Annotated in this window: 19 protein-coding genes and 1 pseudogene; 5 read left to right on the top strand and 15 right to left on the bottom strand. The window is 72.6% G+C overall.

Going from position 1 to position 26,314, the window contains the following annotated elements; genetic code table 11:
* Positions 1 to 40: 40 nt before the first annotated feature.
* A complete protein-coding gene (locus E4U91_RS24470) occupies positions 41 to 3,052 on the bottom strand; it encodes a glycoside hydrolase family 3 protein (RefSeq protein WP_137308830.1) in 3,012 nt (1,003 codons plus the stop codon).
* 141 nt (positions 3,053 to 3,193) lie between these two features.
* On the opposite strand from E4U91_RS24470, the gene E4U91_RS24465 reads away from it, so the two are divergent.
* Positions 3,194 to 5,059 carry a ricin-type beta-trefoil lectin domain protein gene (locus E4U91_RS24465; protein ID WP_137308829.1) on the top strand — a complete coding sequence of 622 codons (1,866 nt, stop codon included), beginning with the start codon at positions 3,194 to 3,196 and terminating at the stop codon, positions 5,057 to 5,059.
* 80 nt (positions 5,060 to 5,139) lie between these two features.
* On the top strand, positions 5,140 to 5,754 hold the full coding sequence (locus tag E4U91_RS24460) for a GOLPH3/VPS74 family protein (RefSeq protein ID WP_137308828.1): 615 nt from the start codon (positions 5,140 to 5,142) through the stop codon (positions 5,752 to 5,754).
* A 25-nt stretch (positions 5,755 to 5,779) separates the two neighbouring features.
* Here the strand turns inward: E4U91_RS24460 and cimA are convergent, their stop codons facing one another.
* The 5 genes from cimA to ureA all read right to left on the bottom strand — a co-directional run bounded on the left by cimA (position 5,780) and on the right by ureA (position 11,773).
* Positions 5,780 to 7,393 (bottom strand): citramalate synthase, encoded by a 1,614-nt coding sequence (gene cimA / locus E4U91_RS24455; RefSeq protein WP_137308827.1) that lies wholly within the window; start codon positions 7,391 to 7,393, stop codon positions 5,780 to 5,782.
* A gap of 281 nt (positions 7,394 to 7,674) precedes the next feature.
* Positions 7,675 to 8,277 (bottom strand): TetR/AcrR family transcriptional regulator, encoded by a 603-nt coding sequence (locus tag E4U91_RS24450; RefSeq protein WP_137308826.1) that lies wholly within the window; start codon positions 8,275 to 8,277, stop codon positions 7,675 to 7,677.
* Positions 8,278 to 8,288: 11 nt separating this feature from the next.
* Entirely contained in the window at positions 8,289 to 9,323 is a 1,035-nt protein-coding gene (locus E4U91_RS24445) for an agmatine deiminase family protein (RefSeq protein WP_137308825.1), read from the bottom strand.
* A gap of 9 nt (positions 9,324 to 9,332) precedes the next feature.
* Positions 9,333 to 11,042: an urease subunit alpha gene (locus E4U91_RS24440; protein WP_137308824.1), complete on the bottom strand. Its 1,710-nt coding sequence runs from the start codon at positions 11,040 to 11,042 to the stop codon at positions 9,333 to 9,335.
* Complete coding sequence (ureA, locus tag E4U91_RS24435; protein WP_137308823.1) at positions 11,039 to 11,773, bottom strand: urease subunit gamma; 735 nt, start codon at positions 11,771 to 11,773, stop codon at positions 11,039 to 11,041. Before ureA ends, E4U91_RS24440 begins: the two co-directional genes overlap by 4 nt.
* A gap of 114 nt (positions 11,774 to 11,887) precedes the next feature.
* On the opposite strand from ureA, the gene E4U91_RS24430 reads away from it, so the two are divergent.
* Positions 11,888 to 13,366, top strand: coding sequence for a cytosine permease (locus tag E4U91_RS24430; protein WP_137308822.1), 1,479 nt, complete (start codon positions 11,888 to 11,890; stop codon positions 13,364 to 13,366).
* Between the two features lie 36 nt (positions 13,367 to 13,402).
* On the opposite strand, the gene E4U91_RS24425 is transcribed toward E4U91_RS24430, so the two are convergent.
* Together E4U91_RS24425 and E4U91_RS24420 are read right to left on the bottom strand one after the other, a co-directional pair.
* Positions 13,403 to 14,491 (bottom strand): branched-chain amino acid aminotransferase, encoded by a 1,089-nt coding sequence (locus E4U91_RS24425; protein ID WP_137308821.1) that lies wholly within the window; start codon positions 14,489 to 14,491, stop codon positions 13,403 to 13,405.
* Between the two features lie 254 nt (positions 14,492 to 14,745).
* The gene (locus tag E4U91_RS24420) at positions 14,746 to 15,798 is read right to left on the bottom strand and encodes a 3-isopropylmalate dehydrogenase (protein WP_137308820.1); all 1,053 of its coding nucleotides are present in this window, start codon (positions 15,796 to 15,798) and stop codon (positions 14,746 to 14,748) included.
* 321 nt (positions 15,799 to 16,119) lie between these two features.
* Here E4U91_RS24420 and E4U91_RS24415 point away from each other — a divergent pair.
* Positions 16,120 to 16,413: pseudogene (locus E4U91_RS24415) on the top strand (phosphoesterase); the annotation flags it as partial.
* A gap of 82 nt (positions 16,414 to 16,495) precedes the next feature.
* On the opposite strand, the gene E4U91_RS39625 reads toward E4U91_RS24415, so the two are convergent.
* The 3 genes from E4U91_RS39625 to E4U91_RS24400 all read right to left on the bottom strand — a co-directional run bounded on the left by E4U91_RS39625 (position 16,496) and on the right by E4U91_RS24400 (position 19,518).
* Entirely contained in the window at positions 16,496 to 16,627 is a 132-nt protein-coding gene (locus E4U91_RS39625; RefSeq protein ID WP_137303871.1) for a hypothetical protein, read from the bottom strand.
* A 278-nt stretch (positions 16,628 to 16,905) separates the two neighbouring features.
* Complete coding sequence (gene pruA, locus E4U91_RS24405) at positions 16,906 to 18,537, bottom strand: L-glutamate gamma-semialdehyde dehydrogenase (protein ID WP_137308819.1); 1,632 nt, start codon at positions 18,535 to 18,537, stop codon at positions 16,906 to 16,908.
* A gap of 54 nt (positions 18,538 to 18,591) precedes the next feature.
* Complete coding sequence (locus tag E4U91_RS24400; RefSeq protein ID WP_137308818.1) at positions 18,592 to 19,518, bottom strand: proline dehydrogenase family protein; 927 nt, start codon at positions 19,516 to 19,518, stop codon at positions 18,592 to 18,594.
* Positions 19,519 to 19,661: 143 nt separating this feature from the next.
* Here E4U91_RS24400 and E4U91_RS24395 point away from each other — a divergent pair, with 143 nt between their 5' ends.
* Positions 19,662 to 20,864: a PucR family transcriptional regulator gene (locus tag E4U91_RS24395; RefSeq protein WP_174867859.1), complete on the top strand. Its 1,203-nt coding sequence runs from the start codon at positions 19,662 to 19,664 to the stop codon at positions 20,862 to 20,864.
* Positions 20,865 to 20,963: 99 nt separating this feature from the next.
* Here E4U91_RS24395 and serA read toward each other — a convergent pair whose 3' ends face one another.
* From serA to E4U91_RS24375, 4 genes are all read right to left on the bottom strand, one after another.
* Positions 20,964 to 22,553 (bottom strand): phosphoglycerate dehydrogenase, encoded by a 1,590-nt coding sequence (serA, locus tag E4U91_RS24390; RefSeq protein ID WP_137308816.1) that lies wholly within the window; start codon positions 22,551 to 22,553, stop codon positions 20,964 to 20,966.
* A gap of 228 nt (positions 22,554 to 22,781) precedes the next feature.
* Positions 22,782 to 23,780 carry a ketol-acid reductoisomerase gene (gene ilvC / locus E4U91_RS24385; RefSeq protein WP_137308815.1) on the bottom strand — a complete coding sequence of 333 codons (999 nt, stop codon included), beginning with the start codon at positions 23,778 to 23,780 and terminating at the stop codon, positions 22,782 to 22,784.
* A gap of 118 nt (positions 23,781 to 23,898) precedes the next feature.
* Positions 23,899 to 24,423, bottom strand: a complete 525-nt coding sequence (gene ilvN, locus E4U91_RS24380) for an acetolactate synthase small subunit (RefSeq protein ID WP_067238881.1) — start codon at positions 24,421 to 24,423, stop codon at positions 23,899 to 23,901.
* 28 nt (positions 24,424 to 24,451) lie between these two features.
* Positions 24,452 to 26,299, bottom strand: coding sequence for an acetolactate synthase large subunit (locus E4U91_RS24375; RefSeq protein WP_137308814.1), 1,848 nt, complete (start codon positions 26,297 to 26,299; stop codon positions 24,452 to 24,454).
* Positions 26,300 to 26,314 lie beyond the last annotated feature (15 nt).

The raw sequence follows: 26,314 nt of genomic DNA, 5'->3' as shown, positions 1-26,314 counted from the left end.
GAAGGGCGCGAACCGGGGCCGAAGAGCCCCGGTCCGGTCGCTAGGCGGCCCGGTAGGCCGCGGTCAGCTTGTCCACCGCCCCTCCGTAGTGTCCGGTCAGCAGCAGGTGGTCGGCCTCGGCGAAGGGGCGGGCGAGGGCGGCGGTGATGTGCTGCCCCGCCTTCTGCTGGACGATCAGCCGGGCCCGGGCGACCAGTGCGGCCCCGGTCCGGTCCGCGCCGGCGCGGTCGGCGGCCCGGGCGGCCGCGGCGAGCGCCTTGAGGGTGGCGGCGCCGCCCCGGGGGGCGGGCGTGAGCGTCGTCAGGCCCCAGCCGTAGGGGAACTGCGGGTCGTAGGCGGTGTCCCCGACGTTGATCGGCAACTGGGCCTCGGACTTCGGCCAGGTGACCGGGAGCTGCCCGGTGAAGGGGCGGCGGCCGTACAGGACGTCGGCCACGCCCGCGCCCTCGGTGCCCGGCAGCCAGGAGGCGACCAGGGCGTCGATGCCGGGGAGCCGGTCGCCGAGGAGCTGGGGCCGCCCGGAGACGACCAGCACCGCGCACTTCATCGCCGCGCACACCGTGTCCACGGCCTTCTGGTCGGCTGCGGACAGCCGCAGGTCGTGGCCGTTGCCCACGTCGCCGACGCCCTCGGCGTAGGGGGTCTCGCCGACGACGACCACGCCGACGTCGTGGCTGGCCGTGGGCGCGGAGGCGTCCTTGGAGTAGGTGACGTGGCCACCGGCCTCGCGCATGCCCTGGAGGATCGTGGTGCCGGGGGTGATGGCGCCGGAGGAGCCCTGCCAGGTGAGCGTCCAGCCGCCGGACTGGTTGCCGATGTCGTCCGCGTTGGACCCCGCGACGTAGACCTTCTGCGACGTCTTCAGGGGCAGCAGGCCGCCGTCGTTCTTCAGGAGCACCTGCGACTCGGCGGCCGCGCGGCGGGCGACGGCGCGGTGCGCGGCGGAGCCGATGTCGGCGGCGCCGCGGGTGTCGGCGTACGGGTGCTCGAACAGGCCGAGCCGGAACTTCTGGGTGAGGATCCGGGCGACGGCGTCGTCGACGCGCCGCTCGCTGACGCGTCCGGCCCGCACCTCGTCGACCAGGGTGGTGGCGAAGTCCTTGTAGCCGTAGGGGACCATCATCATGTCGACGCCCGCGGTGACGGCGGTGCGCACGTGCGCCGCGTAGTCGCCGGGGAGCTGGTCGATGGCGTTCCAGTCGCTGATGACGAAGCCGTCGAAGCCCATCCGGCCCTTGAGCACGCCGTTGATCATGTCGCCGCGGGCGTGCATCTTGACCGGGCCCCGTCCGTCGCCGGCGATGTCCAGCGAGGAGTACGACGGCATCACGGTGCCCACGCCCCGGTCGACGGCCTCCTGGTAGGGCGCGAGGTGGACGGCCTCCAGCTGCTGCCGGGTGACCTGGGTGACGCCCTGGTCGATGGTGTAGGTGCCGGTGGTGGAGGAGCCGTAGGTGGTGCCGCCGTCGCCGACGAAGTGCTTGGCGGTGGCGAGGACCTTGTCGGAGCGGTCCAGGTCGCTGCCGTCGGCGCGGCCCTGGAGGCCCTGGACGATCGTCTCCATCGACTCGACGAGGGCGGGGTCCTCGCCGAAGGACTCGTAGGAGCGGCCCCAGCGTTCGTCGCGCGTGACGCACAGGCACGGCGCGAAGTCCCAGGGCACGCCGGTGGCGCGGACCTCGGCCGCGGTCACCGCGCCGGTGCGCTGGACGAGGGCGGGGTCGCGGGTGGCGCCGAGGCCGATGTTGTGCGGCATGACGGTGGCGCCGGCCAGGTTGTTGTGGCCGTGGACGGCGTCGACGCCGTAGACCAGCGGGATCTGGAAGCGGGTCGCCCGGGTCCGCAGCTGGAAGGCGTCGATCATCTTCGCCCAGGCGGCGGGGGTGTTGGGCGTGGGCGTGGAGCCGCCGCCCGAGAGCAGGGAGCCGAGGCCGTAGGCCGCGATGTCACCGGGTGCGCCCATCGCGCCGCGCTCCGCCTGGGTCATCTGGCCGGCCTTCTCCTCCAGGGACATCCGGGAGAGCAGGTCGGCGACGCGCCGCCGCACGGGCAGCTTGGCGTCCAGGTACGGCAGTCCGTGGGCGTCGACGACCACCTCGGGGTTCTCGGCGGGCGGCTTGGCGCCGGTGACCGTGAGCTTCAGCGGGATCGTCTCGGCGGGCTCGGCGGAGCGGTCCTTCAGGGTGTGGACGCGGACGGTGCGGGTGGTGCCGGAGGCGGTGCCCGCGGGGAAGGTGAGGGTGCCGGAGACGGGGGTGTAGTCGGTGCCGGGGCGGGCGGTGCCGCCCGCGGTCTCGTAGGCGACCGTCACCGGCTGGTCGACGGGGGCCGCGCCGGTGGTGGTGAGGGTGACCTTCACGGTGGCGTCGCCGCCCTCCGCCACCGGGTGGACGGCCGCGTCGGTGGTGACGGCGGCGCGCAGGGACTGGTCGGCGGTGCCGTACAGCTCGACGCCGTCCACGGCGAACCGGCCCTTGACGCCGACGGGCAGGGTGAGGGCGTAGCCCCACATCTGCGTGAGCCCCAGGACGTGGTCGATGCCGCCGACGGGCTGGTAGTCGGTGCGGTAGACGAAGTCGGTGAAGGGCAGTTCGACCTGTTTCCAGCCGGTGAAGTCGTCGGTGAAGGAGGTCGTCCACAGTTCGGAGGCCTCGCCGTGGGCGCCGCCGTCCTTGATCTCGAAGGCGATCTTCTTGCCGGTGCCCTGGCCCTCCCACCACAGGCGGACGCCCCGGTGGGCGGACCAGTCGTGGGCGGGCCGGTCCGCAGCGAAGTCGTGGGTGAAGCCGCCGTAGCCGCTGATGTCGTAGGTGCCGGTGAGGACCTTCTCGCCCTCGGGGGCGTCGGGGCGGGCGGTCAGCTGGAGGGCGGGCGGGTCGTCGCTGTCGCCGCCCCAGGTGAAGATGCCCTCGGCGGGCTGGGACGCGAACGGCACCTCGCCCTCGAAGCGGTCGACGGCGACCGTCGGCGGGTCGGCGGCCGCCCGGGACACGGCCGGGGTGAGCAGTGCGGCGCACAGGGCGGTGGAGACGAGCAGGGCGGTTCTTGGCATGGACCTTCCCTCGACTCTCTGGTTCACTCTGGCTCGAGCAGTTCACTCATGACTTAGCTCACATCGTGAGTTAACAACCTCCGAGACTTAACCAAGCCGCCGCAGACCCGTCAAGACGTCCCGTCAGAAGGGCATGCACCGATGAGACGATCCCCCCACACCCTCCGGCTGCTGCTCGCGGCCGGGCTCGCCCTGGCCGGGCTGAGCGCCACCGGCCCCGCCGCGCACGCGTCCGGCGAGCAGGTCACCGCCTACCTCACCACCACCGACGACGACGCCGGACGGCACGTAGTGCGCGGCCTGCAGGCGCAGGCGCCGTTCGCCTTCCAGTCCGGCACCGGGGGCGGCGGCGAGAACATCACCGTCGACGAGAACACCCGGTACCAGACCTTCACCGGCGGTGGTGCGTCTTTCACCGACACCGCGGCCTGGCTGATGAACAGCAGTGGAGCACTGTCCCCGGCCACCCGGGACGCCACGATGCGCAAGCTGTTCTCGCCGACCGACGGAATCGGCCTGTCGTTCCTGCGCAACCCCATGGGCGCGTCCGACCTGGCCCGCTTCGGCTACACCTACGACGACGTCCCGGCCGGGCAGACCGACCCGTCCCTGGCGAGGTTCTCGATCGCCCACGACCTGGCCGACGTGGTCCCGCTGACCCGGCAGGCGCTCCAGCTCAACCCGGCCCTGACCGTGATGGCCTCGCCGTGGACGGCGCCGGCCTGGATGAAGGACAGCGGCTCGCTCAACGGCGGCTGGCTGAAGGCCGAGGACTACGGGGCCTACGCCTCCTACTTCGTGAAGTACCTCCAGGCCTACCGCGACCAGGGCGTCCCGGTCTCCTACGTCACCGCGCAGAACGAGCCGACCTGCTGCTCGGGCTACCCGTCGATGAGCTGGAACGCGGGCGGGCTGGCGTACTTCACCAAGAGCGAGCTGCTGCCCAAGCTCCAGGCGGCGGGCCTGTCCACCAAGGTCCTCGCGCACGACTGGAACTGGGACACCTACGACGCCTACGCGGCCCAGACCGTGGACGACGCGGCCGTGCGCAGCCACCCCAACTTCGGCGGCATCGCCTGGCACGGCTACGGCGGCGACATCGCCAAGCAGACCACGGTGCACAACCAGTACCCGGGGCTGGACGCCTTCGGCACCGAGCACTCCGGCGGCACCTGGATCGCCAACCAGCAGCGCGAGGACATGTCCAACATCATCGACTACACCCGCAACTGGGCGAAGTCGGTGACCAAGTGGTCCCTCGCGGTGGACCAGAACCGCGGCCCGCACAACGGGGGCTGCGGCACCTGCAGCGGCCTGATCACCGTGCACAACGGGGACGGGGCGAGCGGGACCGTCGACTACACCGTCGAGTACTACACGATGGGCCACCTGACGAAGTTCGTGCGGCCCGGCGCCCAGCGGATCGCGTCCACCGCCTCGTCCGCCGTGCCCAACGTCGCCTGGCGCAACCCCGACGGCTCCAAGGCGCTGATCGCCTACAACGACTCCGCCTCGGCCCGCACGGTCACGCTCAACTGGGGCGGCCAGCACGCCACCTACTCCCTGCCCGGCAAGACGTCGGCCACCTTCACCTGGTCCGGCACGCAGTCCGGCGGGGGCGGGCAGAGCGGCGCGTTCGTCGGACTGGCCGGCAAGTGCCTGGACGTCGCGGGCGGCGCCACGGCCAACGGGACCGCCGTACAGCTCTACGACTGCAACGGGTCGTCGGCCCAGCGCTGGACCGTGCAGCCCGACGGCTCGGTCCAGGCCCTCGGCAAGTGCCTCGACGTGGCCTCCGCCTCCACCGCCGACGGCGCCAAGGTGCAGCTCTACGACTGCAACGGCACCGGCGCCCAGCGCTGGTCGTACAACGCGGCGACCGGCGACGTGGTGAACACCGCGGCGAACAAGTGCCTGGACGTCACCGACAACTCCTCGGCCAACGGCGCCCGCGCCCAGATCTGGTCCTGCACCGGGGCCGCCAACCAGAAGTGGGCCCTGCGGTAGCCGTCCGGCGTCGCCGTCCCGCGGGCTCCCCGGGCGCCCGGCCGGTACGCTGACCGCGACGCGCGCACCGGGAGGCCGAGATGACCACCGCACAGGACCTGCTGATCGTCGCGCTGGACGAGCCGTCCAGCCGGCCCGTCGCGCAGGGCGACCTCTCGCTCGCCCTGGCCGGCGCGGAGGTCCTCGACCTCCTGGACGCCGGGGCGCTCTCGCTGGACGGCGACCGGCTGGTGCCGTTCGGCGAGCGCCCGACCGGGGACCCGATGCTGGACGAGGCGAGCGCCTCGCTGGTGCGGGAGGAGCCCTACGAGACGGTCGAGGACTGGCTGTGGCGCCGGGGCAACGGCCTGGCCGCCCGGTACGCCACCGCGCTGGAGGCGGAGGGCCGCGGGGCCGGTGCGCCCCGGCGGCTGCTGCCCCGCCTGGGCGGCCGGACGGAGCGGGCCGACTCCGCCGCCCGGCACCGCGCGGGCGAGCGCTGGGCGGTGCGCGAGCCGGTCCTCGCCACGCTGGCGGCGACCCTCGGCATCCAGGAGGCGCCGGTCGGGGCCCCCGACGGCGCCGACCCCGCGGAGGGGGACGCGCTCACGCTGGTGTCGGCCACCGTCGAGGACGCCCTGACGGAACTCGAGGCGGTGCGGCAGCGGCGGCGCATCGAGGACGACGCCTTCGCCAACGTCTGGCGCGCCCCCTGACGGGGGGCCGCCGGCCGGCCGCGGGTTACTCGGCGGGCTCTACCCCGGCCCGCAGCAGGCCGTAGGTGCAGGCGTCCTCCAGGGCCTGCCAGGAGGCGGCGATCACGTTGTCCGCGACGCCCACCGTCGCCCACTCCCCCGTGCCGTCCGACGTGGAGATCAGGACGCGGGTGGTGGACGAGGTGCCGTGCTTGCCCTCCAGGATGCGGACCTTGTAGTCGACCAGCTCCAGGTTGGCCAGCTGGGGGTAGATCTTCTCCAGCGCCACCCGCAGGGCCCGGTCCAGGGCGTTGACCGGGCCGTTGCCCTCGGCCGTGGCGACGATGCGCTCGCCCTTGGCCCACAGCTTGACCGTGGCCTCGTTGGCGTGGGTGCCGTCGGGGCGGTCCTCGACGATCGCCCGCCAGGACTCGACCTCGAAGTAGCGCAGCGGACGGCCGCCCTGGACCTCCGAGCGCAGCAGCAGCTCGAAGCTGGCGTCGGCCGCCTCGTAGGTGTAGCCCTTCAGCTCCCGTTCCTTGACGCGCTCGACGACCCGGCCGACCAGCTCACGGTCGTCGCCGAGGTCGACGCCGAGCTCCTTGCCCTTGAGCTCGATCGAGGCGCGGCCGGCCATGTCGGAGACCAGCATCCGCATGGTGTTGCCGACCTGCTCCGGGTCGATGTGCTGGTACAGGTCCGGGTCGACCTTGATCGCGGAGGCGTGCAGGCCCGCCTTGTGCGCGAAGGCGGACAGGCCGACGTAGGGCTGGTGGGTGGAGGGCGTGAGGTTGACGACCTCGGCGATGGCGTGGGAGATCCGGGTCGTCTCGCGCAGCCGGCCCTCGGGCAGCACCTTCTTGCCGTACTTCAGCTCCAGCGCGGCGACCACCGGGAAGAGGTTGGCGTTGCCGACGCGCTCGCCGTAGCCGTTCGCCGTGCACTGGACGTGGGTCGCGCCCGCGTCGACGGCGGCGAGGGTGTTGGCGACCGCGCAGCCGGTGTCGTCCTGGGCGTGGATGCCGAGGCGGGCCCCGGTGTCGGCGAGGACGGTGGAGACGACGGCGTGGACCTGGGCGGGGAGCATGCCGCCGTTGGTGTCGCACAGGATGACCACGTCCGCGCCGGCCTCGGCGGCGGTCCGTACGACGGCCTTGGCGTACTCGGGGTTCGCGCGGTAGCCGTCGAAGAAGTGCTCGCAGTCGACGAACACCCGGCGGCCCTGGGCGCGCAGGTGGGAGACGGTGTCGCGGACCATCTCCAGGTTCTCGTCGAGGGTGGTGCGCAGGGCGAGTTCCACGTGCCGGTCGTGCGCCTTGGCGACCAGCGTGACGACCGGGGCGCCCGACTCCAGGAGCGCCCTGACCTGCGGGTCCTCGGCGGCCGTCGCGCCGGCCCGGCGGGTGGCGCCGAAGGCGACCAGCTGGGCGTGCCGGAAGTCGATCTCCGCGCGGGCGCGGGCGAAGAACTCGGTGTCGCGGGGGTTCGCGCCGGGCCAGCCGCCCTCGATGAAGCCCACGCCGAAGTCGTCCAGGTGCCGTGCGATGGCGAGCTTGTCGGCGACGGTCAGGTTGATGCCCTCGCGCTGGGCACCGTCGCGCAGGGTGGTGTCGAAGACGTGGAAGGCGTCGTCGAGCTCGCTGGTTGCCGTCTCGGTCATGGTGTGAAGGCTCCTGATGTCGGATCTCGGTCTACCGGAATGACCGGCTCCACCGCCCCCATGCTCCCGCGCGCTGTCGCTCCCGGCTGCGGGTGGGCCAGAAAAGCGAAAAACCTCTCGCGGGTGCGAGAGGTCTGCGCGCGGGTCGAGGCGACGATGGCCGCTCGTACCTGGTCGTACGAGGCGGTCACTGCGGACCGGCGCGCCTGCTGCCAATAATCATGGCGAACGAGAGCACGGGGGAAGTCTGGCACAGGCCGCCCGGGGGCTCACCGTCCGTCTCAGGATGCGAACAGCGCGTCGTCCAGGAACTCGTGGACGTGGGTGAGCACCTGCACCCGGTCGGTGCCGCGCAGGCCGATCGCGACGTGGATGGAGAAGCCGTCGAGCAGGGCGCGCAGCCGGGCGGCGAACCGGTCGGGGTCGACGGCGCGGAACTCGCCGCGCGAGACGCCCTCGGCGAGCAGGGCCACCAGGTCGCGGTGCCAGGCGCCCTCGATGGCGGCCTGCCGCTCGCGGGCGGCCGACTCGGCGGCGGCGTTCTGCGAGCGGTTCCAGACCTCCAGCCAGAGCGTCCAGTGCGGGTCGCGGTGGCCGTCGGGGACGTACAGGTCGACGTAGGCGCCGAGGCGGTCGCGGGCCGTGCCGGGGCGGGCCAGCAGGCGGGCGCGCTCGGCGCCGAGGCGGCCCTCGCTCCACTCCAGGGTGCGCAGCAGCAGCTCGTCCTTGGAGCCGAAGTAGTAGAGCAGGTGGCCGCTGCTCATGCCGACCTCGCGGCCGAGCGCGGCCATGGTGAGCTGCTCCAGGCCCCGTTCGGCGATCATCGCCATGGCCGCGGCGAGGACGTCCTCGCGGGGCGGCGCCTGTCTGCGCCCACCGGCCATGCGCCCGCCCCCTAGATCCTCGGCTGCTGCTGGGTGATGCAGTGGATGCCCCCACCGCCGGAGAAGATCGTACGGGCGTCGACCAGGGTCACCGTGCGCGCGGGGAACAGCCGGCGGAAGAGGCCGGCCGCGATCTCGTCGCGCGGGTCGTCGAAGCCGCACAGCACGACGCCGCCGTTGCAGAGGTAGTGGTTGATGTACGAGTAGTCGGCCCAGTGGCCGTCGGCCTCCAGGACGGTGGGCGCCGGCACCTCGACGACCTCCAGCCGGCGCCCGCGCGCGTCGGTCTGCGCCTTCAGCAGCCCGATGACCTCCCGCGTGACCTCGTGGTCGGGGTGGGCCGGGTCGGGCTGGTGGTGGGCGACGACCACACCGGGGCGGGCGAACGCGGCGACGATGTCGACGTGCCCGAGGGTGCCGAAGCCGTGCGGGGGGTAGTCGCCGGTCAGGCCGCGGGGCAGCCAGATCGCCTTGCGGGTGCCGAGCAGGCCGTGGATCTCCGCCTCCACCTGCTCGCGGGTCCAGCCGGGGTTGCGCTCGGGCCCGAGCTGCACGGTCTCGGTGAGCAGGACGGTCCCCTCGCCGTCGACGTGGATCGCGCCGCCCTCGTTGACCAGCGCCGAGGCGTACGTGCGGGCCCCGGTGAGGTCCGCGACGTGCGCGGCGACCTTGGCGTCGTGCTCCCAGCGGGCCCAGTGCTGGGCGCCCCAGCCGTTGAACGTCCAGTCGACGGCGGCCAGTTCGCGCCCGTTCGTCAGGAACGTGGGCCCGATGTCCCGCATCCAGGCGTCGTCGAGGTCCCGTTCGACGGTGTCGACGTCCTCGCCCAGCAGGGCGCGCGCCCCGGCGGACTGTCCGGGGCCGCACACCACCGTCACCGGTTCGAAGCGGCGTACCGCACGGGCGACCGAGGCCCAGGCGTCGCGCGCGGCGGCGAGTCCGGCGGGGTCGTCGAAGGTGGGGTTGGGGGACGGCCAGGCCATCCAGGTGCGCTCGTGGGGGGCCCATTCGGCGGGCATGCGGAAGCCGTCGGCGGCAGCGGACATCGTGGGTCCTCAGAGGAAGTAGAGGCGGTTGAGGGAGACGGAGTCGGCGGGCTCGGAGCGCAGCGGCTCGCCGTCGAGGGTGACCAGGCCGGTGCGCCCGTCCACGTCGACCTGCCCGGTACGGCAGTTGCGGCGCAGGTCGGCCGGTCCGATGCCGCGGGTGCCGCGGACCGCGACCCGGCGGCGCCGGGTCGGCAGGGTGTCGTGGCCCTGGTCCAGGGCGGCCCGGGCGACGAAGGCCACGGACAGGTCGGCGGGCGTGGCGCCGTGCGCCCCGAACTGCGGGCCCAGGACGAGGGGTTCGCAGGTGTCGGTGGCGGCGTTGGGGTCGCCGGTGACGCCGTAGGCCGGGAAGCCGGACTTCAGGACCAGTTGCGGCTTGGCGCCGAAGTACTCGGGCCGCCACAGCACGAGGTCGGCGAGCTTGCCCACCTCGATCGAGCCGACCTCGTGGGAAAGGCCGTGCGCGATGGCCGGGTTGACGGTCAGCTTGGCGATGTAGCGCAGGACGCGCTCGTTGTCGTCGCCGGCCGGGGCGCCGAGTTCGGCCTTCATCTTGCCGGCCATGGCGAAGGTGCGGCGGACCGTCTCGCCGGCCCGGCCCATGCCCTGGGCGTCGGAGGAGGTGATGCCGATGGCGCCCAGGTCGTGCAGCACGTCCTCGGCGCCCATGGTGCCGGCCCGGATGCGGTCGCGGGCCATGGCGGCGTCGCCGGGCAGGTCGGTCTTGAGGTCGTGGACGGAGACGATCATGCCGTAGTGCTCGGCGACCGCGTCCCGGCCGAAGGGCAGGGTGGGGTTGGTGGAGGAGCCGATGACGTTCGGCACCCCGGCCATCTTCAGCACGTTGGGGACGTGTCCGCCGCCGCAGCCCTCGATGTGGAAGGCGTGGATGGTGCGGCCCTCCAGCACGCGCAGGGTGTCCTCGACGGACAGGCACTCGTTCAGCCCGTCGCTGTGCAGGGCCACCTGGACGTCGTGCTCCTCGGCGACGCGCAGCGCGGTGTCCAGCGCCCGGGTGTGCGCGCCCATGTCCTCGTGCACCTTGAAGCCGCTCGCCCCGCCCTCGGCCAGCGCCTCCACGAGCGGCGCCTCGTGGGAGGACGAACCGCGGGCCAGGAAGCCGATGTTGACGGGCCAGGCGTCGAAGGCGCCGAACGCGTGCCTGAGCGCCCAGGGCGAGTTGACGCCGACGCCCCACACGGGGCCGAACTCCTGCCCGACGATCGTGGTCACCCCGGAGGCCAGGGAGGCCTCCATGACGCGCGGGGAGAGCAGGTGGACGTGGGTGTCGACGGCCCCGGCGGTGGCGATCAGCCCCTCGCCGGACACGATGGAGGTGCCCGTGCCCACGACGACGTCCACGCCGTCCAGGGTGTCGGGGTTCCCGGCCCGGCCGATCGAGGAGATCCGGCCCTCGCGGATGCCGATGGAGACCTTGCGGATGCGCTGCACGGCGTCGATCACGACGACGTTGCTGATCACCACGTCACAGGTCTCGCGCACCGCGGCGGCCTTCAGGTGCAGCCCGTCGCGGGCCGTCTTGCCGAACCCGGCGAGGAACTCGTCGCCGTGGCTCTGCGCGTCGGACTCGACGCGGATCACGAGGCCCGAGTCGCCGAGCCGGATGCGGTCCCCGGCCCGGGGGCCGTGGGTGGCGGCGTACTCGTGGGGAGTGAGGCGGCGGGCCTCGGCGGGGTGCCCTCCGGGACGGCTCATCGCGGGTCCTCCTCGTGCGGGTGGGCGTCGGGCGCGGCGTCCGGCCGGGGTCCGGGCCCGGCGCCCAGGTAGCCGCACGCCGCCGCCCGCCGCAGGGCCTGTTCCCGTGCGCCGGGGGCGTCGAGCGGGCCGTCGACGAGGCCGGCGAAGCCGATGGCGACGCGGGCGCCGCCGATGGGGACGAGGCCGACCTCGTGCGTCTCGCCCGGTCCGAACCGCACCGAGGACCCGGCGGGCACGGCGAGCCGCATGCCGTAGGCCGTGGCGCGGTCGAAGCGCAGGCGCGGGTTGGCCTCGAAGAAGTGGAAGTGGGAGGTGACGGACACCGGCACCGGGGCGGTGTTGGTGACCGTGAGCCGCGCGGCCGCCTCCGGCTCGGCGTGCTCGGGGCCGGGCAGCAGGGCGCCGGGGGCCGCGTCGCCGAGCCCGCCGCCGATCGGGTCGGACACCACGGCCAGCCGTGAGCCGTCGTCGAAGACGGCCTCGACGTGCACCTCGGTCACGACGTCGGCGACGCCCGGCAGGACGTCGTCCGGGCCGAGCACGCGGCGGGCCCGGTCGATCGCCTCCGCGAGCCGGGCGCCGTCGCGGGCGGCCTCGCACACGGTGTCCGCGATCAGCGCCGTCGCCTCGGGGACGTTCAGCCGGAGCCCGCGGGCCCTGCGGGCCCGGGCCAGCTCGGCGGCGCCGAAGAGCAGCAGCCGGTCGCGTTCGGTCGGGGTCAGCCGCATGTCACTCCCTCCATTTAGAGCATCACTCTAAACATGAAAATTCCTCGGCGAAAGGTTGACGTCGGCGTGACGCAACCCTCACATTGAACGTCGTTCTAACCGAGGGAGACCAGCATGCCGATGGAACAGCGCGGAGTCGACACCGTCCCCGAGGACGAACGCACCAGCGGTCCCCGCGACCTGGTCTCGATCCTGCTCGGCTCGAACCTCTGTCTGGGCGTGATCGTCTTCGGCTGGCTGCCCGTGTCCTTCGGCCTCGACTGGTGGGGTTCGCTCACCTCGATCGTGGCGGGCACCGTCGTCGGCACCGCCCTCACCGCGCCGCTGGCCCTGATCTCGCTGCGCACCGCGACCAACCTGTCCACCTCCTCGGGCGCCCAGTTCGGGGTGCGCGGACGCCTGGTCGGCTCGGTGGTCGGCCTGCTGCTGGCCCTCGGCTACACCGCGCTGACCGTGTGGATCGGCGGGGACGTGGTGGTCGGCGTCCTCGGCCGCCTGGCCGGGCTCCCCGCCGACGCGCTGTCGTACGGCGTGGTGTACGGGCTGCTCGCGGCGGCGACGGTGGCGGGCGCCGTCTACGGCTACCGGGTGCTGCTCGCGATGTCCCGGGTGCTGGCCGTCGGCATGACCGCGTTGCTGGCGCTCGGGGTGCTCGCCTACGCCCCGCACTTCACCACGGCCGCGCTGCCGGACGCGGGCGGCTACCTGCTCGGGGGCTACTGGCCCACCTGGTTCCTGTCGGCGGTGGCCGCCGGGCTGTCCGGGCCGATCGCGTTCATCACGCTGCTGGGCGACTACACCCGCTACATCTCACCGGCCCGCCACTCCTCCCGGCGCGTGCTGCGCGCCACCTGGCTCGGCCTGCTCCTCGGCCTGCTGGTGCCGCAGCTCTTCGGCACCTTCACGGCGTACGCGGCCCGCGCGGCCCTCGACTACGCCGGCCCGCTGGTCGACGCCTCCCCCGCCTGGTACCTGGTCCCCCTGCTGCTGGCCGCTTCGGCGGGCTCGGTCGGCAACGCGGGCCTGATGCTGTACTCGATGGGCCTCGACCTCGACGCCATCCTGCCCCGCGCCTCGCGCGCCCGGGCCACCTGCACGGTCGCCGTCGTCGCCACGGCCTGCGTGTTCGTGGGCCACTTCGCCTCCCGCGCGCAGGACGCGATGACCTCCTTCGTTCTGCTGCTCACCGCGATCGGGACCCCCTGGGCGGTGATCACCCTGATCGGCTTCGTCCGCTGCCGCGGCGTCTACGACCCGGACGCCCTCCAGGTCTTCAACCGCCGCGCCCGGGGCGGCGCCTACTGGTTCACCGGCGGCTGGCACGTCCCGGCGACGGTGAGCTGGGCGCTGGGCGCGGTGGTGGGCGTGCTCGCGGTGTCGCTGCCGTCGTACGAGGGCCCGCTCCTGGGGCTCACGGGCGGGGTGGACTGCAGCTTCCTGCTGTCCGGGCTGGTGGGCGCGGCGGCGTACGTCCTGTCCACGCGCGGGTCCGCACGCACGACGGCCCCGGAGTCCCTCGGGGAGGGGTCCGGGGCCGGTCCGTCGGGGTCCGCGGCGCTGCCGGCCGAGCCGGGCGGGCGCGGCCGGGGCTGATCCCGTGCCGCCGCCGGGCCTGGCCGCGTGCCGGGGTCAGGCCAGCCGGTGCATCCAGCCGTGCTTGTCCTCTGCGGTGCCGCGCTGGATGTCGAGCAGCGCGTCGCGCAGCCGCAGGGTCACCTCGCCGGGCTCGCCGCCGCCCTGCTGCCACTCGCCGCTCGCGCGCTTGACCGTGCCGACCGGCGTGATCACGGCCGCCGTCCCGCAGGCGAACACCTCGGTGAGGGTGCCGTTCTCGGAGTCGCGCTGCCACTGCTCGACGGAGACGCGGGCCTCCTCGGCCCGGTACCCGAGGTCGCGGGCGACGCCGAGCAGGGAGTCACGGGTGACGCCCTCCAGGATGGAGCCGGTCAGCGTGGGGGTGACGATCTTGTCGCCGTACACGAAGTACAGGTTCATCCCGCCCAGCTCCTCGACCCACTGGTGCTCGACCGCGTCGAGGTAGCAGACCTGGTCGCAGCCCTTGGCCGCGGCCTCGGCCTGGGCGAGCAGGGAGGCGGCGTAGTTGCCGCCGGTCTTGGCGTCGCCCATGCCGCCGGGGACGGCGCGGACGCGGTCCTCGGAGACCCAGATGGACACCGGGCGCACCCCGCCGGGGAAGTACGCGCCGGCCGGCGAGGCGATGACCAGGAACAGGTACTCGTTGGCCGGCTTCACGCCGAGGCCGACCTCGGTGCCGATCATGAAGGGCCGCAGGTACAGCGACTCCTCGCCGCCGTGCGCGGGCACCCAGTCCTGGTCCTGGGCGACCAGCGCGTCGCACGCCTCGATGAACGTCTCCACCGGCAGCTCCGGCATCGCCAGGCGGCGCGCGGAGCGCTGGAAGCGCAGGGCGTTCTGGTCGGGGCGGAAGGTGGCCACCGAGCCGTCGGGCTGGCGGTAGGCCTTCAGGCCCTCGAAGATCTCCTGGGCGTAGTGCAGGACGTGGGTGGCCGGGTCGAGGGGGATCGGCGCGTACGGAACGAGCTGGCCGTCGTGCCAGCCCCGGCCCTCGGTCCACTTGATCGTCACCATGTGGTCGGTGAAGTGGCGGCCGAACCCCGGGTGGGCCAGGATCGCCTCGCGCTCCGCGGCGGAGAGCGGACTGGCGGAGGGCTTGAGCTCGATCGTGGGCGTCGTCATGAGTGGTTGTCCTTCACCGGTTGTCGTGACGGGCCGCGCTCATGCCCCGCACGACCGTGTCGGCCGGTGGTAGGACGTCCGAGCATTCCCTCATGTCGCGGCTCCGCGTTCGATTATCGCGCGGATGCCGGGGCGGAAGGAATCGGGGTGAGGGGTGAAGCGGCCCAGGGGTTGATGGTGGCACCCGGGGCCGCATACGGAAAGCCGCCGGGTGCGGTAAGCGACCCGACGGCTCTCGTGTGCAGCGCGGCGGGTCAGCCGGCTACGCGTACGGCGAGCGCGTCGCCGATCTGGGCGGTGCTGCGGGCGGGCTGTCCGGCGCGCTCCGCGAGGTCGGCGGAGACGGCGTCCTCGATGCGCGTGGCCTCGGCCTCGTACCCGAGGTGGCGCAGCAGCAGGGCGACGGACAGGACCGTGGCGGTGGGGTCGGCCTTGCCCTGGCCGGCGATGTCCGGGGCCGAGCCGTGCACGGGCTCGAACATGGACGGGAACGCGCCGCCCGGGTTGATGTTCCCGGACGCGGCGACGCCGATGCCGCCGGAGACGGCCGCGGCGAGGTCGGTGATGATGTCGCCGAAGAGGTTGTCGGTGACGATGACGTCGAACCGCTCGGGCTGGGTGACCAGGTAGATGGTCGCGGCGTCGACGTGGATGTACTCGGTGGTGACCTCGGGGTACTCCGCGGCGACCCGGTGGAAGACGTTCGTCCACAGGTGACCGGCGAAGGTCAGCACGTTGTTCTTGTGGACGAGGGTGAGCTTCTTGCGCGGGCGGGCCTGGGCGCGGGCGAAGGCGTCCCGGACGACGCGCTCGACGCCGTAGGCGGTGTTGACCGACACCTCGGTGGCGACCTCGTGCTCGGTGCCCTGGCGGATGGTGCCGCCGTTGCCGGTGTACGGGCCCTCGGTGCCCTCGCGGACCACGACGAAGTCGATCTGCGGCTCGCCGGCCAGCGGGGTGGCGACACCCGGCAGGAGCTTGGAGGGACGCAGGTTGACGTGGTGGTCGAAGGCGAAGCGGAGCTTGAGCAGGAAGCCGCGCTCCAGGACGCCGGACGGCACCGAGGGGTCGCCGATCGCGCCGAGCAGGATGGCGTCGTGCCGCTTCAGGGCGTCGAGGTCGGCGTCGGTGAGGGTCTCACCGGTGGCGTGGTAGCGCCTGGCGCCGAAGTCGTACTCCTTGGTCTCCAGCTTCACATCCTGCGGGAGGACGGCGGAGAGGACCTTGAGCCCTTCGGCCACGACCTCCTGGCCGATGCCGTCACCGGGGATCACTGCGAGATTGAGGATGCGAGAGCTAGCCGACATGGCGAGCACCCTACTCTTCGTCCCATGGGATGACACGGGTTGTCCGCCATGCGGACAGTCGTGGCGTCCTCGGCCCACCCGGACGGCGGTTCCGCTCGGCGGTGCGCGCGGGGAAGGGTGTCGCTCGACACGAGCCCGAGGAGAGCGCATGCGGAGCACGGCCGAGCGTCACGAGTTCCTGCGCACCCGCCTGGTCCCGCGCCGCACGCTGGTCACGGCGGGCGCGGTGGCGGGCGGGCTGCTGACGGGCCGCTCGGGGTCCGGCACCCCGGTGCGCGCCGGGCGCGGTGCGCGGGTCGAAGCCGGTGCCGGGCGGGGAGAGGCACGGTGTACGTCACGGCGGGCGGCGGCGGCCGGGGCCTGTACGGCTTCCCGGCGGACGTGCCGGAGAGCTACGAGGGCCACGAGCACGCGGCCGGTGCGGTCGGCACCTTCCACTGGACCAGGGGCGGGCGGTCCGCGCCCGAGACCGTGACGTGGTCCCGGGTGCGCTACCGCGGCTTCCCGCTGCTCTCGGTGGAGGCGGAGCCCGGTCCGGCGCCCCGGCTGACGGTCTCGGCGCTCGCCTCGGACGGCGGGCGCGTCGACCACTTCGAGGTGCGGCGCGGGGTCTGAGTCCCGTCGGACGCCGCGCCGCACCCCGCGGGAGGGCGGCTCCCGGCTCGTGGGGGCCGCGGCAGGCGGGCTGCCGCGGGGCTCAGTGCCCGGTCTCGCCGCCGTTGTCCCGGCGGTCCAGGGCGCGCTGGAGCGCGGCGGCGGCGTTCTTGCGGTCGGACTCGCTCGTACGGGAGAGGTGACGGACTCGGCGGCGGGCGGTCGTCTCGGCCATGGTCATCGGCTCCTTCGGCATCCGGGAGTGCACTGTGCACGGGAGGGTGTTCGAGACGCCGGAAAGGGGCGGGGAGCGGGGGCCGCAGGGGTTGCCTGCACGGGGCCCGGCTCACGACCGCCATTCGCTGGGTCGAGCGAGACGTTCGGCTCCTACAAAGCTAAGCGACGGTCCTCGGTCTGTCTGCACAATTACTCGGACTTCCTACTATCTGAGACGGCGACGGGCCGGGCCCGACCCGGAGGTCGGAACCCGGCCCGTGCGGGGCGCGGTGGGACTCAGCCCATGTGCGGGTAGCCGTAGTCGGTCGGCGGGACGAGCGTCTCCTTGATGGCGCGGGTGAGGGTCCAGCGCATCAGGTTCTGCGGGGCGCCCGCCTTGTCGTTGGTGCCGGAGGCGCGGCCGCCGCCGAACGGCTGCTGGCCGACCACGGCACCGGTCGACTTGTCGTTGATGTAGAAGTTGCCGGCCGCGTAGCGCAGCTTCTCCATCGTGTACGCCGCGGCGGCACGGTCGCCCGCGACGACCGAGCCGGTGAGGGCGTACGCGGACACCGACTCCATCTGGGTCAGCATCTCGTCGTACCGGTCGTCCTCGTAGACGTGGACGGCGAGGATCGGGCCGAAGTACTCGGTGGTGAACACCTCGTTCTCCGGGTCGGTGCACTCGATGACCGTCGGGCGCACGAAGTAGCCGACCGAGTCGTCGTAGCTGCCGCCCGCGACGATCGTGCAGGACGGGTCGCCCTTGGCGCGGTCGATGGCCGCCTTGTTCTTGGCGAAGGCGCGCTCGTCGATGACGGCGCCCAGGAAGTTGGACAGGTCCGTCACGTCGCCCATGGTCAGGTAGTCGACCTCGGCGGCGAACTCCTCCTTGAAACCGGAGTTCCAGATGGAGGCCGGGATGTACGCCCGGGACGTGGCGCTGCACTTCTGGCCCTGGTACTCGAAGGCGCCCCGGGTCAGGGCCGTCTTCAGCACCGCGCGGTCGGCCGACGGGTGGGCGACCAGGAAGTCCTTGCCGCCGGTCTCGCCGACCAGGCGCGGGTAGGAGCGGTACTTCTCGATGTTGGCGCCGACCGTCTTCCACAGGTACTGGAAGGTCTTGGTGGAGCCGGTGAAGTGGATGCCGGCCAGGTCGCGGTGGTGCAGGGCGACCTCGGAGACCTCGATGCCGTCGCCGGTGACGAGGTTGATGACGCCCTTGGGCAGCCCGGCCTCCTCCAGCAGCTGCATCAGCAGGACGGCCGCGTGGGTCTGGGTCGGGGACGGCTTCCAGACCACCACGTTGCCCATCAGCGCGGGGGCGGTGGGCAGGTTGGCCGCGATCGCGCTGAAGTTGAACGGCGTGATCGCGTAGACGAAGCCCTCCAGCGGGCGGTGGTCCAGGCGGTTCCACACGCCCGGGGAGTTCGCCGGCGGCTGCTCGGCGAGGATCTGGCGGGCGTAGTGGACGTTGAACCGCCAGAAGTCGACCAGCTCGCAGGGGCTGTCGATCTCGGCCTGCTGGGCGGTCTTGGACTGGCCGAGCATGGTCGAGGCGGCGATGGTCTCGCGCCAGGGGCCGGCCAGCAGCTCGGCGGCGCGCAGGATGATCGCGGCACGGTCGTCGAAGGACATCGCGCGCCAGGCCGGCGCGGCGGCGAGGGCCGCGTCGATGGCGTCCTGCGCGTCCTGCCGGGTGGCGTGGCGCAGGGTGCCGAGGACGGCCCTGTGGTTGTGCGGCTGGACGACCTGGAAGGGCTCGCCGCCGCCCATGCGCTTCTCGCCGCCGATGGTGCAGGGCAGGTCGATCGGGTTGTCGGCCAGCTCCTTGAGCTTCGCCTCCAGGCGGGTGCGCTCGGGCGAGCCGGGGGCGTAGCCGTGCACCGGCTCGTTGACGGGGGTGGGGACCTGGGTCACAGCGTCCATGGGTTCCGTAACTCCTTGCGTGAGCGGTGTTGCGAGCGGGGGTGCGGTGCGGGCTCAGCCCTTGCTGACCATCGAGCGGGCGAAGAAGCGCAGGTTCGCCGGCTTCTCCGCGAGACGGCGCATGAAGTAGCCGTACCAGTCGGTGCCGTAGGCCGTGTAGACGCGCATGCGGTGGCCCTCGGCGGCCAGCCGCAGGTGCTCCTCGCCCCGGATGCCGTACAGCATCTGGAACTCGTACTCGTCGAGCTTGCGGCCGGCGCGCCGGGCCAGCTCCTGGGCGATGGAGATCAGCCGCGGGTCGTGGGAGCCGATCATCGGGTAGCCCTCGCCCTCCATCAGGATGCGCAGGACCCGGACGTACGCCTTGTCGATCTCGTGCTTCTGCTGGTACGCGACCTCGGCGGGCTCCTTGTAGGCGCCCTTGACCAGGCGGACCCGGCTGCCGGCGTCGGCCAGGCGGCGGGCGTCGGCCTCGGTGCGGAAGAGGTACGCCTGGATGACGCAGCCGGTCTGCGGGAAGTCCTTCCGCAGCTCCTCGTGGATGGCGAACATCGAGTCGAGGGTGGTGTGGTCCTCGGCGTCGAGCGTGACGGTGGTGCCGATCGCGGCGGCGGCCTCCACGACGGGGCGGACGTTGGCGAGGGCCAGGTCGTGGCCGCCTTCGAGCGCCTGGCCGAACATGGACAGCTTCACCGACATCTCGACCTTGTCACCGAGGCCGAGCGGCGCGATCCGCTCGATCAGTTCCAGGTAGGCGTCCCGGGCGGCCGAGGCCTGCTCCGGGGTGGTGATGTCCTCGCCGACGACGTCCATCGTCAGCTCCAGGCCCTTGGCCGTCAGCTCCTCGACGATGGGGACGATGTCGTCCACCGTCTCGCCCGGGATGAAGCGGTCGACGACCTGCTTGGTCACCGGGGCCGCCGAGATCAGGCGTCGCATCCGGTCGCTGCGCGACGCGGCGAGAATCACGGGACCCAGCACGGGGCACCTCCATCGAACGTGCATCAGGGGGCCGTCGGCCGACGGGGCGGCCACGGCACGGAGAACCACCGTGAAACCTAAGGATCCCTCCGATCCTGGGCCATCGACAGCTGTCACGCATCCGTGCCGGAGATCTCAGACAGATGTATGAAAGGACCGCCGAGGTGCGGGACAATGCCCGGGTGACGTCCGAGTACGGCGGTGCCTACCAGGAGCTGGTCGACGAGATCTCCGAGCTGCTCGGCGCCCCCGCGACCCTGGAGAACCGCGACTTCGAGCTGATCGCGTTCGGCGCCTACGACAGCGAGGACGACCTCGACCCGTCGGCGCTGGACCCGGTGCGCACCCGCTCGATCCTCACCCGGCGCTCCACGGCCGCCGTCCGGGCGTGGTTCGAGGGCTTCGGCATCACCCGCGCCACCGCCCCCGTGCGCATCCCGCCGACCCCGGAGGCCGGGGTGTACCGCGGGCGGATCTGCCTGCCGGTGCGCCACCGGGGGGTCGTCCTCGGCTACGTCTGGCTGCTGGACTCCGAGCCGGGTCCCTCAGACGCCCAGTTGGCCGCCGCGATGGAGGTGACGGCGCGGATCGGCGCGCTGCTCGCCGACGAGGTGCAGCACGGGGCCGACCTGACGCGCGAGCTGCGGGCGGTGCTGACCGCCGGGTCGGGCTGGCAGCGCGACATGGCGGTCGCCGAGCTGCGCACCGCCCTGGGCCCGCGCGCGGACGGCCCGCACACGCTGGTGTGCGTCGCGCCCTGGCCGTCGGCCGACCCGGACGACGCGCCGTCGGTGCGGACGGTGCCGCACGCCACCGCCCTGTGCACCGTGCCGTGGGGCACGGCCGGCCAGAGCCTCGCGGTGCTGGTGCGGCTGCGCTCGGCGGACGTGCGGACTCCGGCGGTGACGGCGGCGAACCGGCTGCTCGGCGCCGGGGCCCGCGCGGCCGGCGTCGGCGAGCCGGGCACCGGCCTGGACGGGCTGGGCGCGTCCTGGACCCAAGCCGCGGCCGCGGCCCGCGCCGCCCTGGCCGAGCCCCGGCTGGGCCCGGTCGCCGAGTGGTCCGGCATCGGCCCGTACCGCCTGCTGACCCGGCTGCCCGCGGACGCGCCCCGCGACCCGGCGGTGGCCCCGCTGCTGACCCCGGCCCACCGGGAGCTGGCCCGCACGGCGGAGGTCTACCTCGACGGCGCGGGCCAGGCGGGCCGCACGGCCGCCGCCCTCGGCATCCACCGCCAGACCCTCTACTACCGCCTCTCCCGCGTCGAACAGCTCACCGGCCTGGACCTCGACGACGGCGAGGACCGCCTGCTGCTGCACATGGCCCTCAAGGCGGCCCGGCTGTAGGGGGCCTCGCGGACCCGCGCCGGTTCCGGCGGGAAACGCCGGACGCCGGGCGGTCCGAGGGGGGAACCTCGGGCCGCCCGGCGTCCGGGACGGGGTGGGTCAGACCAGGTTCACCGAGCGGGCCGACGTGGCGCCGATCTCCGCCGCGACCTCGGCCAGCACACCGGGGGCCACCGTGTCGTCCACGGTCAGCACGGCGAGCGCCTCGCCGCCGACCGTCGCCCGGGCGACCTGCATGCCGGCGATGTTGATGCCGGCCTCGCCGAGGATGCGGCCGACGGTGCCGACGACACCGGGACGGTCCTCGTAGCGCAGCACCGCCATGTGGTCGGCGAGCGCCAGGTCCACGTCGTACTCACCGACGGCGACGATCTTCTGGACGTTCTTGGGGCCGGCCAGCGTGCCGGAGACCGACACCTCCTCGCCGCCCGCGAGGGTGCCGCGCACGGTGACGACGTTGCGGTGGTCGGCCGACTCCGAGCTGGTGGTGAGGCGGACCTCGACCCCGCGCTCCTGCGCGAACAGCGGGGCGTTGACGTAGGACACGGTCTCGGCGACGACGTCCTCGAACACACCCTTGAGCGCGGACAGTTCCAGCACCTTCACGTCGTGCTGGGTGATCTCGCCGTACACCTCGACGTCGAGGCGGACCGCGACCTCGCCCGCGAGGGCGGTGAAGATCCGGCCGAGGCGCTCGGCGAGCGGCAGGCCCGGCTTGACGTCCTCGGCGATGACACCGCCCTGCACGTTCACCGCGTCGGGCACCAGCTCGCCGGCGAGCGCGAGGCGCACCGACCGGGCGACGGCGATGCCGGCCTTCTCCTGCGCCTCGTCGGTCGACGCGCCGAGGTGCGGGGTGGCCACGACCTGGTCGAACTCGAACAGCGGGGAGTCGGTGCAGGGCTCCTTGGCGTACACGTCGAGGCCGGCGCCGGCGACGCGGCCCTCCTTCAGCGCCGAGTACAGCGCCTCCTCGTCGACGATGCCGCCGCGCGCGGCGTTGACGATGCGCACGCTCGGCTTGACCTTGCGCAGCGCCTCGTCGCCGATCAGACCGACCGTCTCCGGGGTCTTGGGCAGGTGGACGGTGATGAAGTCGGAGACCTCGAGCAGCTCGTCCAACGACAGCACCTTGACGCCCATCTGGGCGGCCCGCGCGGGCTGCACGTAGGGGTCGTAGGCGACGACCTTCATGCCGAACGCGGACATGCGCTGCGCGACGAGGGCGCCGATCCGCCCGAGACCCACGACACCGAGGGTCTTCTCGGCGAGCTCGACGCCCGTGTACTTGCTGCGCTTCCACTCGCCGTTCTTCAGCGCGGCGTTGGCCTGCGGGATGTTGCGGGCCGTGGCGAGGATCAGGCCGCAGGCCAGCTCGGCGGCAGTCACGATGTTGGAGGTCGGGGCGTTGACGACCATCACGCCGGCCTTGGTGGCGGCGGAGACGTCGACGTTGTCCAGGCCGACGCCGGCGCGCGCGACGACCCTCAGCCTGCGGGCCGCGGCGATCGCCTCGGCGTCGACCTTGGTGGCCGAGCGGATCAGGATGGCGTCGACGTCGGCGATGGCAGGGAGCAGTTCGGCTCGGTCCGCTCCGTTGCAGTGCCGGATCTCGAAGTCCGGGCCGAGGGCGTCCACAGTCGCGGGCGACAGCTCTTCAGCGATGAGTACGACAGGTTTCGAGCTCACGTGAGTCCTCACAGATGCAATGCGGACGGCCGTCCCGACGGCCGCAGGCGGTGGAGGGGCTAGCCGCGTGGAGACGCACGACGCTGTGGGCCTGACGCGTATGTAGTACGGCAGTGTAGTGGCGCGGCGGTGCGCGTCCTGCGCCTGAGCGGAAGGATCACCCGTCCGTGATGCGACGGATCGGAGAACGGGGCCGGAGCGGTCCGCTCCGGCCCCGTCACCCGGGGCTCACGCCTCTTCGTCGACCCAGCTCATCAGCTTGCGCAGCTGCTTGCCGGTGGTCTCCAGCAGGTGCTCGGAGTCCTGCTGCTTGTACTCGTTGTACTTCTTCAGGCCGCCGTGGTACTCGTCCATCCACTGCTGCGCGAAGGAGCCGTCCTGGATCTCGGCGAGGACCTTCTTCATCTCGGCCTTGGTGGCGTCGGTGATGATCCGCGGGCCGGTGACGTAGTCGCCCCACTCGGCGGTCTCGGAGATCGACCAGCGCATCTTCTCCAGGCCGCCCTCGTACATGAGGTCCACGATCAGCTTCAGCTCGTGCAGGCACTCGAAGTAGGCGATCTCCGGCTGGTAGCCGGCCTCGGTCAGCGTCTCGAAGCCCGCCTTGACCAGCGCGGCCGTACCACCGCACAGGACGGCCTGCTCACCGAACAGGTCGGTCTCGGTCTCCTCGGTGAAGGTGGTCTTGATGACGCCGGCGCGGGTGCCGCCGATGCCCTTGGCGTACGACAGGGCCAGCGCGAAGGCGTTGCCGGTGGCGTCCTGCTCGACGGCCGCGATGCAGGGGACGCCGCGGCCCTCCTCGTACTGGCGGCGCACCAGGTGGCCCGGGCCCTTGGGGGCGACCATGCAGACGTCCACGCCGGCCGGGGGCTTGATGAAGCCGAAGCGGATGTTGAAGCCGTGGCCGAAGAACAGGGCGTCGCCGTCGTTCAGGTGCGGGGCGATGGACTCCTCGTAGACCTGGCCCTGGATCGGGTCCGGCACCAGGATCATGATGACGTCGGCCTCGGCGGCGGCCTCGGCCGGGGTCACCACGCGCAGGCCCTGCTCCTCGGCCTTCGCCTTGGACTTGGAGCCCTCGTGCAGACCGACCCGCACGTCGACACCGGAGTCGCGCAGCGACAGGGCGTGGGCGTGGCCCTGGCTGCCGTAGCCGATGACCGCGACCTTGCGGCCCTGGATGATGGACAGGTCGGCGTCAGCGTCGTAGAACAGCTCGGCCACTTTGCGTTCACTCCTTGGGTACGGGTGTTGCGTCCCACCGTATGACGGCGGGGGGAGGGGAGGTTCGGGGGTCTCGCTATCCGGGCGGCCGCTGATCGCCGGCCGCCCGGAGCTGTGCCTAGGCGGACCGGTCGAGCGCGCGCAGCGAGCGGTCCGTGATCGAACGGGCACCGCGGCCGATCGCGATCGTGCCGGACTGGACGAGCTCCTTGATGCCGAACGGCTCCAGCATCTTGAGCATGGCGGACAGCTTGTCGCTGCTGCCGGTGGCCTCGATGGTCACGGCCTCCGGGGAGACGTCCACGGTCTTGGCGCGGAACAGCTGGACGATCTCGACGATCTGGGAGCGCGTCTCGTTGTCGGCGCGCACCTTCACCAGAACGAGTTCGCGCTGGACGGCCTGTGACGGCTCCAGCTCGACGATCTTCAGCACGTTGACGAGCTTGTTGAGCTGCTTGGTGACCTGTTCCAGCGGCAGGTCGTCGACACTCACCACGATGGTGATGCGGGAGATGTCGGGGTGCTCGGTGACACCGACCGCGAGCGAGTCGATGTTGAAGCCGCGCCGGGAGAACAGGGCGGCGATCCGGGCGAGGATGCCCGGCGTGTTCTCCACCAGGACGGAGAGCGTGTGCTTGGACATGGTTTCTGCTCTTCCTTGCCGGTCGCGGTCAGTCGTCTTCGCCGTCGCCGAAGTCCGGGCGGACGTCCCGGGCGGCCATGATCTCGTCGTTGGAGGTGCCGGCGGCGACCATCGGCCACACCATGGCGTCCTCGTGGACGATGAAGTCGATGACCACCGGGCGGTCGTTGATGCTGTTGGCCTCTTCGATGACCTTGTCGAGGTCGGCGGGGTCCTCGCAGCGGATCGAGTAGCAGCCCATGGCCTCCGACAGCTTCACGAAGTCGGGGACGCGGGTGCCGCGGGCCTGCGGGTTGACGTCGTCGGGCCCGGAGTGCAGCACCGTGTTGGAGTAGCGCTGGTTGTAGAAGAGGGTCTGCCACTGGCGGACCATCCCGAGGGCGCCGTTGTTGATGACCGCGACCTTGATCGGGATGTTGTTCAGGGCGCAGGTGGTGAGTTCCTGGTTGGTCATCTGGAAGCAGCCGTCGCCGTCGATCGCCCACACCGTCTGCTGCGGCGCGCCGGCCTTGGCGCCCATCGCGGCCGGGACCGCGTAGCCCATGGTGCCCGCGCCGCCGGAGTTCAGCCAGGTGGCGGGCTTCTCGTACTTGACGAAGTGCGCGGCCCACATCTGGTGCTGGCCGACGCCCGCCGCGAAGATCGTGCCCTCCGGGGCCAGCCGGCCGATGCGCTCGATGACCTGCTGCGGGGAGAGCGAGCCGTCCGCGGGCAGGTCGTAGCCCAGCGGGTAGGTCGAGCGCCAGCGGTCGAGGTCCTTCCACCAGGCGCCGTAGTCGCCGCGGTGGCCCTCGGCGTGCTCCTTCTGGACGGCTTGCACCAGGTCGGCGATGACCTCGCGGGCGTCACCGACGATCGGCACGTCGGCGGCGCGGTTCTTGCCGATCTCGGCCGGGTCGATGTCCGCGTGGACGATCTTGGCGAACGGCGCGAAGCTGTCCAGCTTGCCGGTGACGCGGTCGTCGAAGCGGGCGCCGAGGGCGACGATCAGGTCGGCCTTCTGCAGCGCGGTGACGGCGGCGACGGAGCCGTGCATGCCCGGCATCCCCAGGTGCTGCGGGTGGCTGTCGGGGAACGCGCCCAGCGCCATGAGGGTGGTGGTGACGGGCGCGCCGGTCAGCTCGGCGAGGACCTTCAGCTCGGCGGTGGCGCGCGCCTTCAGCACGCCGCCGCCGACGTAGAGCACGGGCCGCTTGGCGGCGGTGATCAGCTTCGCGGCCTCGCGGATCTGCTTGGCGTGCGGCTTGGTCACCGGCCGGTAGCCGGGCAGGTCCAGGACCGGCGGCCAGGAGAAGGTGGTCTGCTTCTGCAGGATGTCCTTGGGGATGTCGACCAGGACCGGGCCGGGGCGGCCGGTGGAGGCGATGTGGAACGCCTCCGCGATCACCCGGGGGATGTCCTCGCCCTTGGTCACCAGGAAGCTGTGCTTGGTGATCGGCATGGTGATGCCGACGATGTCCGCCTCCTGGAAGGCGTCGGTGCCGATCGCCGAGGAGACCACCTGGCCGGTGATCGCGACCAGCGGCACGGAGTCCATCTGCGCGTCGGCGATCGGGGTGACCAGGTTGGTGGCGCCCGGTCCCGAGGTCGCCATGCAGACGCCGACCTTGCCGGTGGCCTGCGCGTAGCCGGTGGCCGCGTGGCCGGCGCCCTGCTCGTGACGGACCAGGATGTGGCGCACCTTGGTGGAGTCCATCAGCGGGTCGTACGCGGGGAGGATCGTGCCGCCGGGGATGCCGAACACCGTGTCGACACCGACCTCCTCGAGCGAACGGATGAGGGACTGCGCACCCGTGACGTGCTCGGGGGCGGACTGGTGTCCTCCGGATCGGGGCCGCGGCTGCGGGTGAGGGGCCCCGGTGGCCTGCTCGGTCATCGGCATTCTCTTCTC

The organism is Streptomyces lasalocidi (assembly GCF_005280215.1).
In the GTDB taxonomy this organism is placed as follows: Bacteria; Actinomycetota; Actinomycetes; order Streptomycetales; family Streptomycetaceae; genus Streptomyces; species Streptomyces longwoodensis.
Note: the sequence above shows the minus strand (reverse complement) of the source record. Positions and strands in the feature narration are given on the sequence as shown.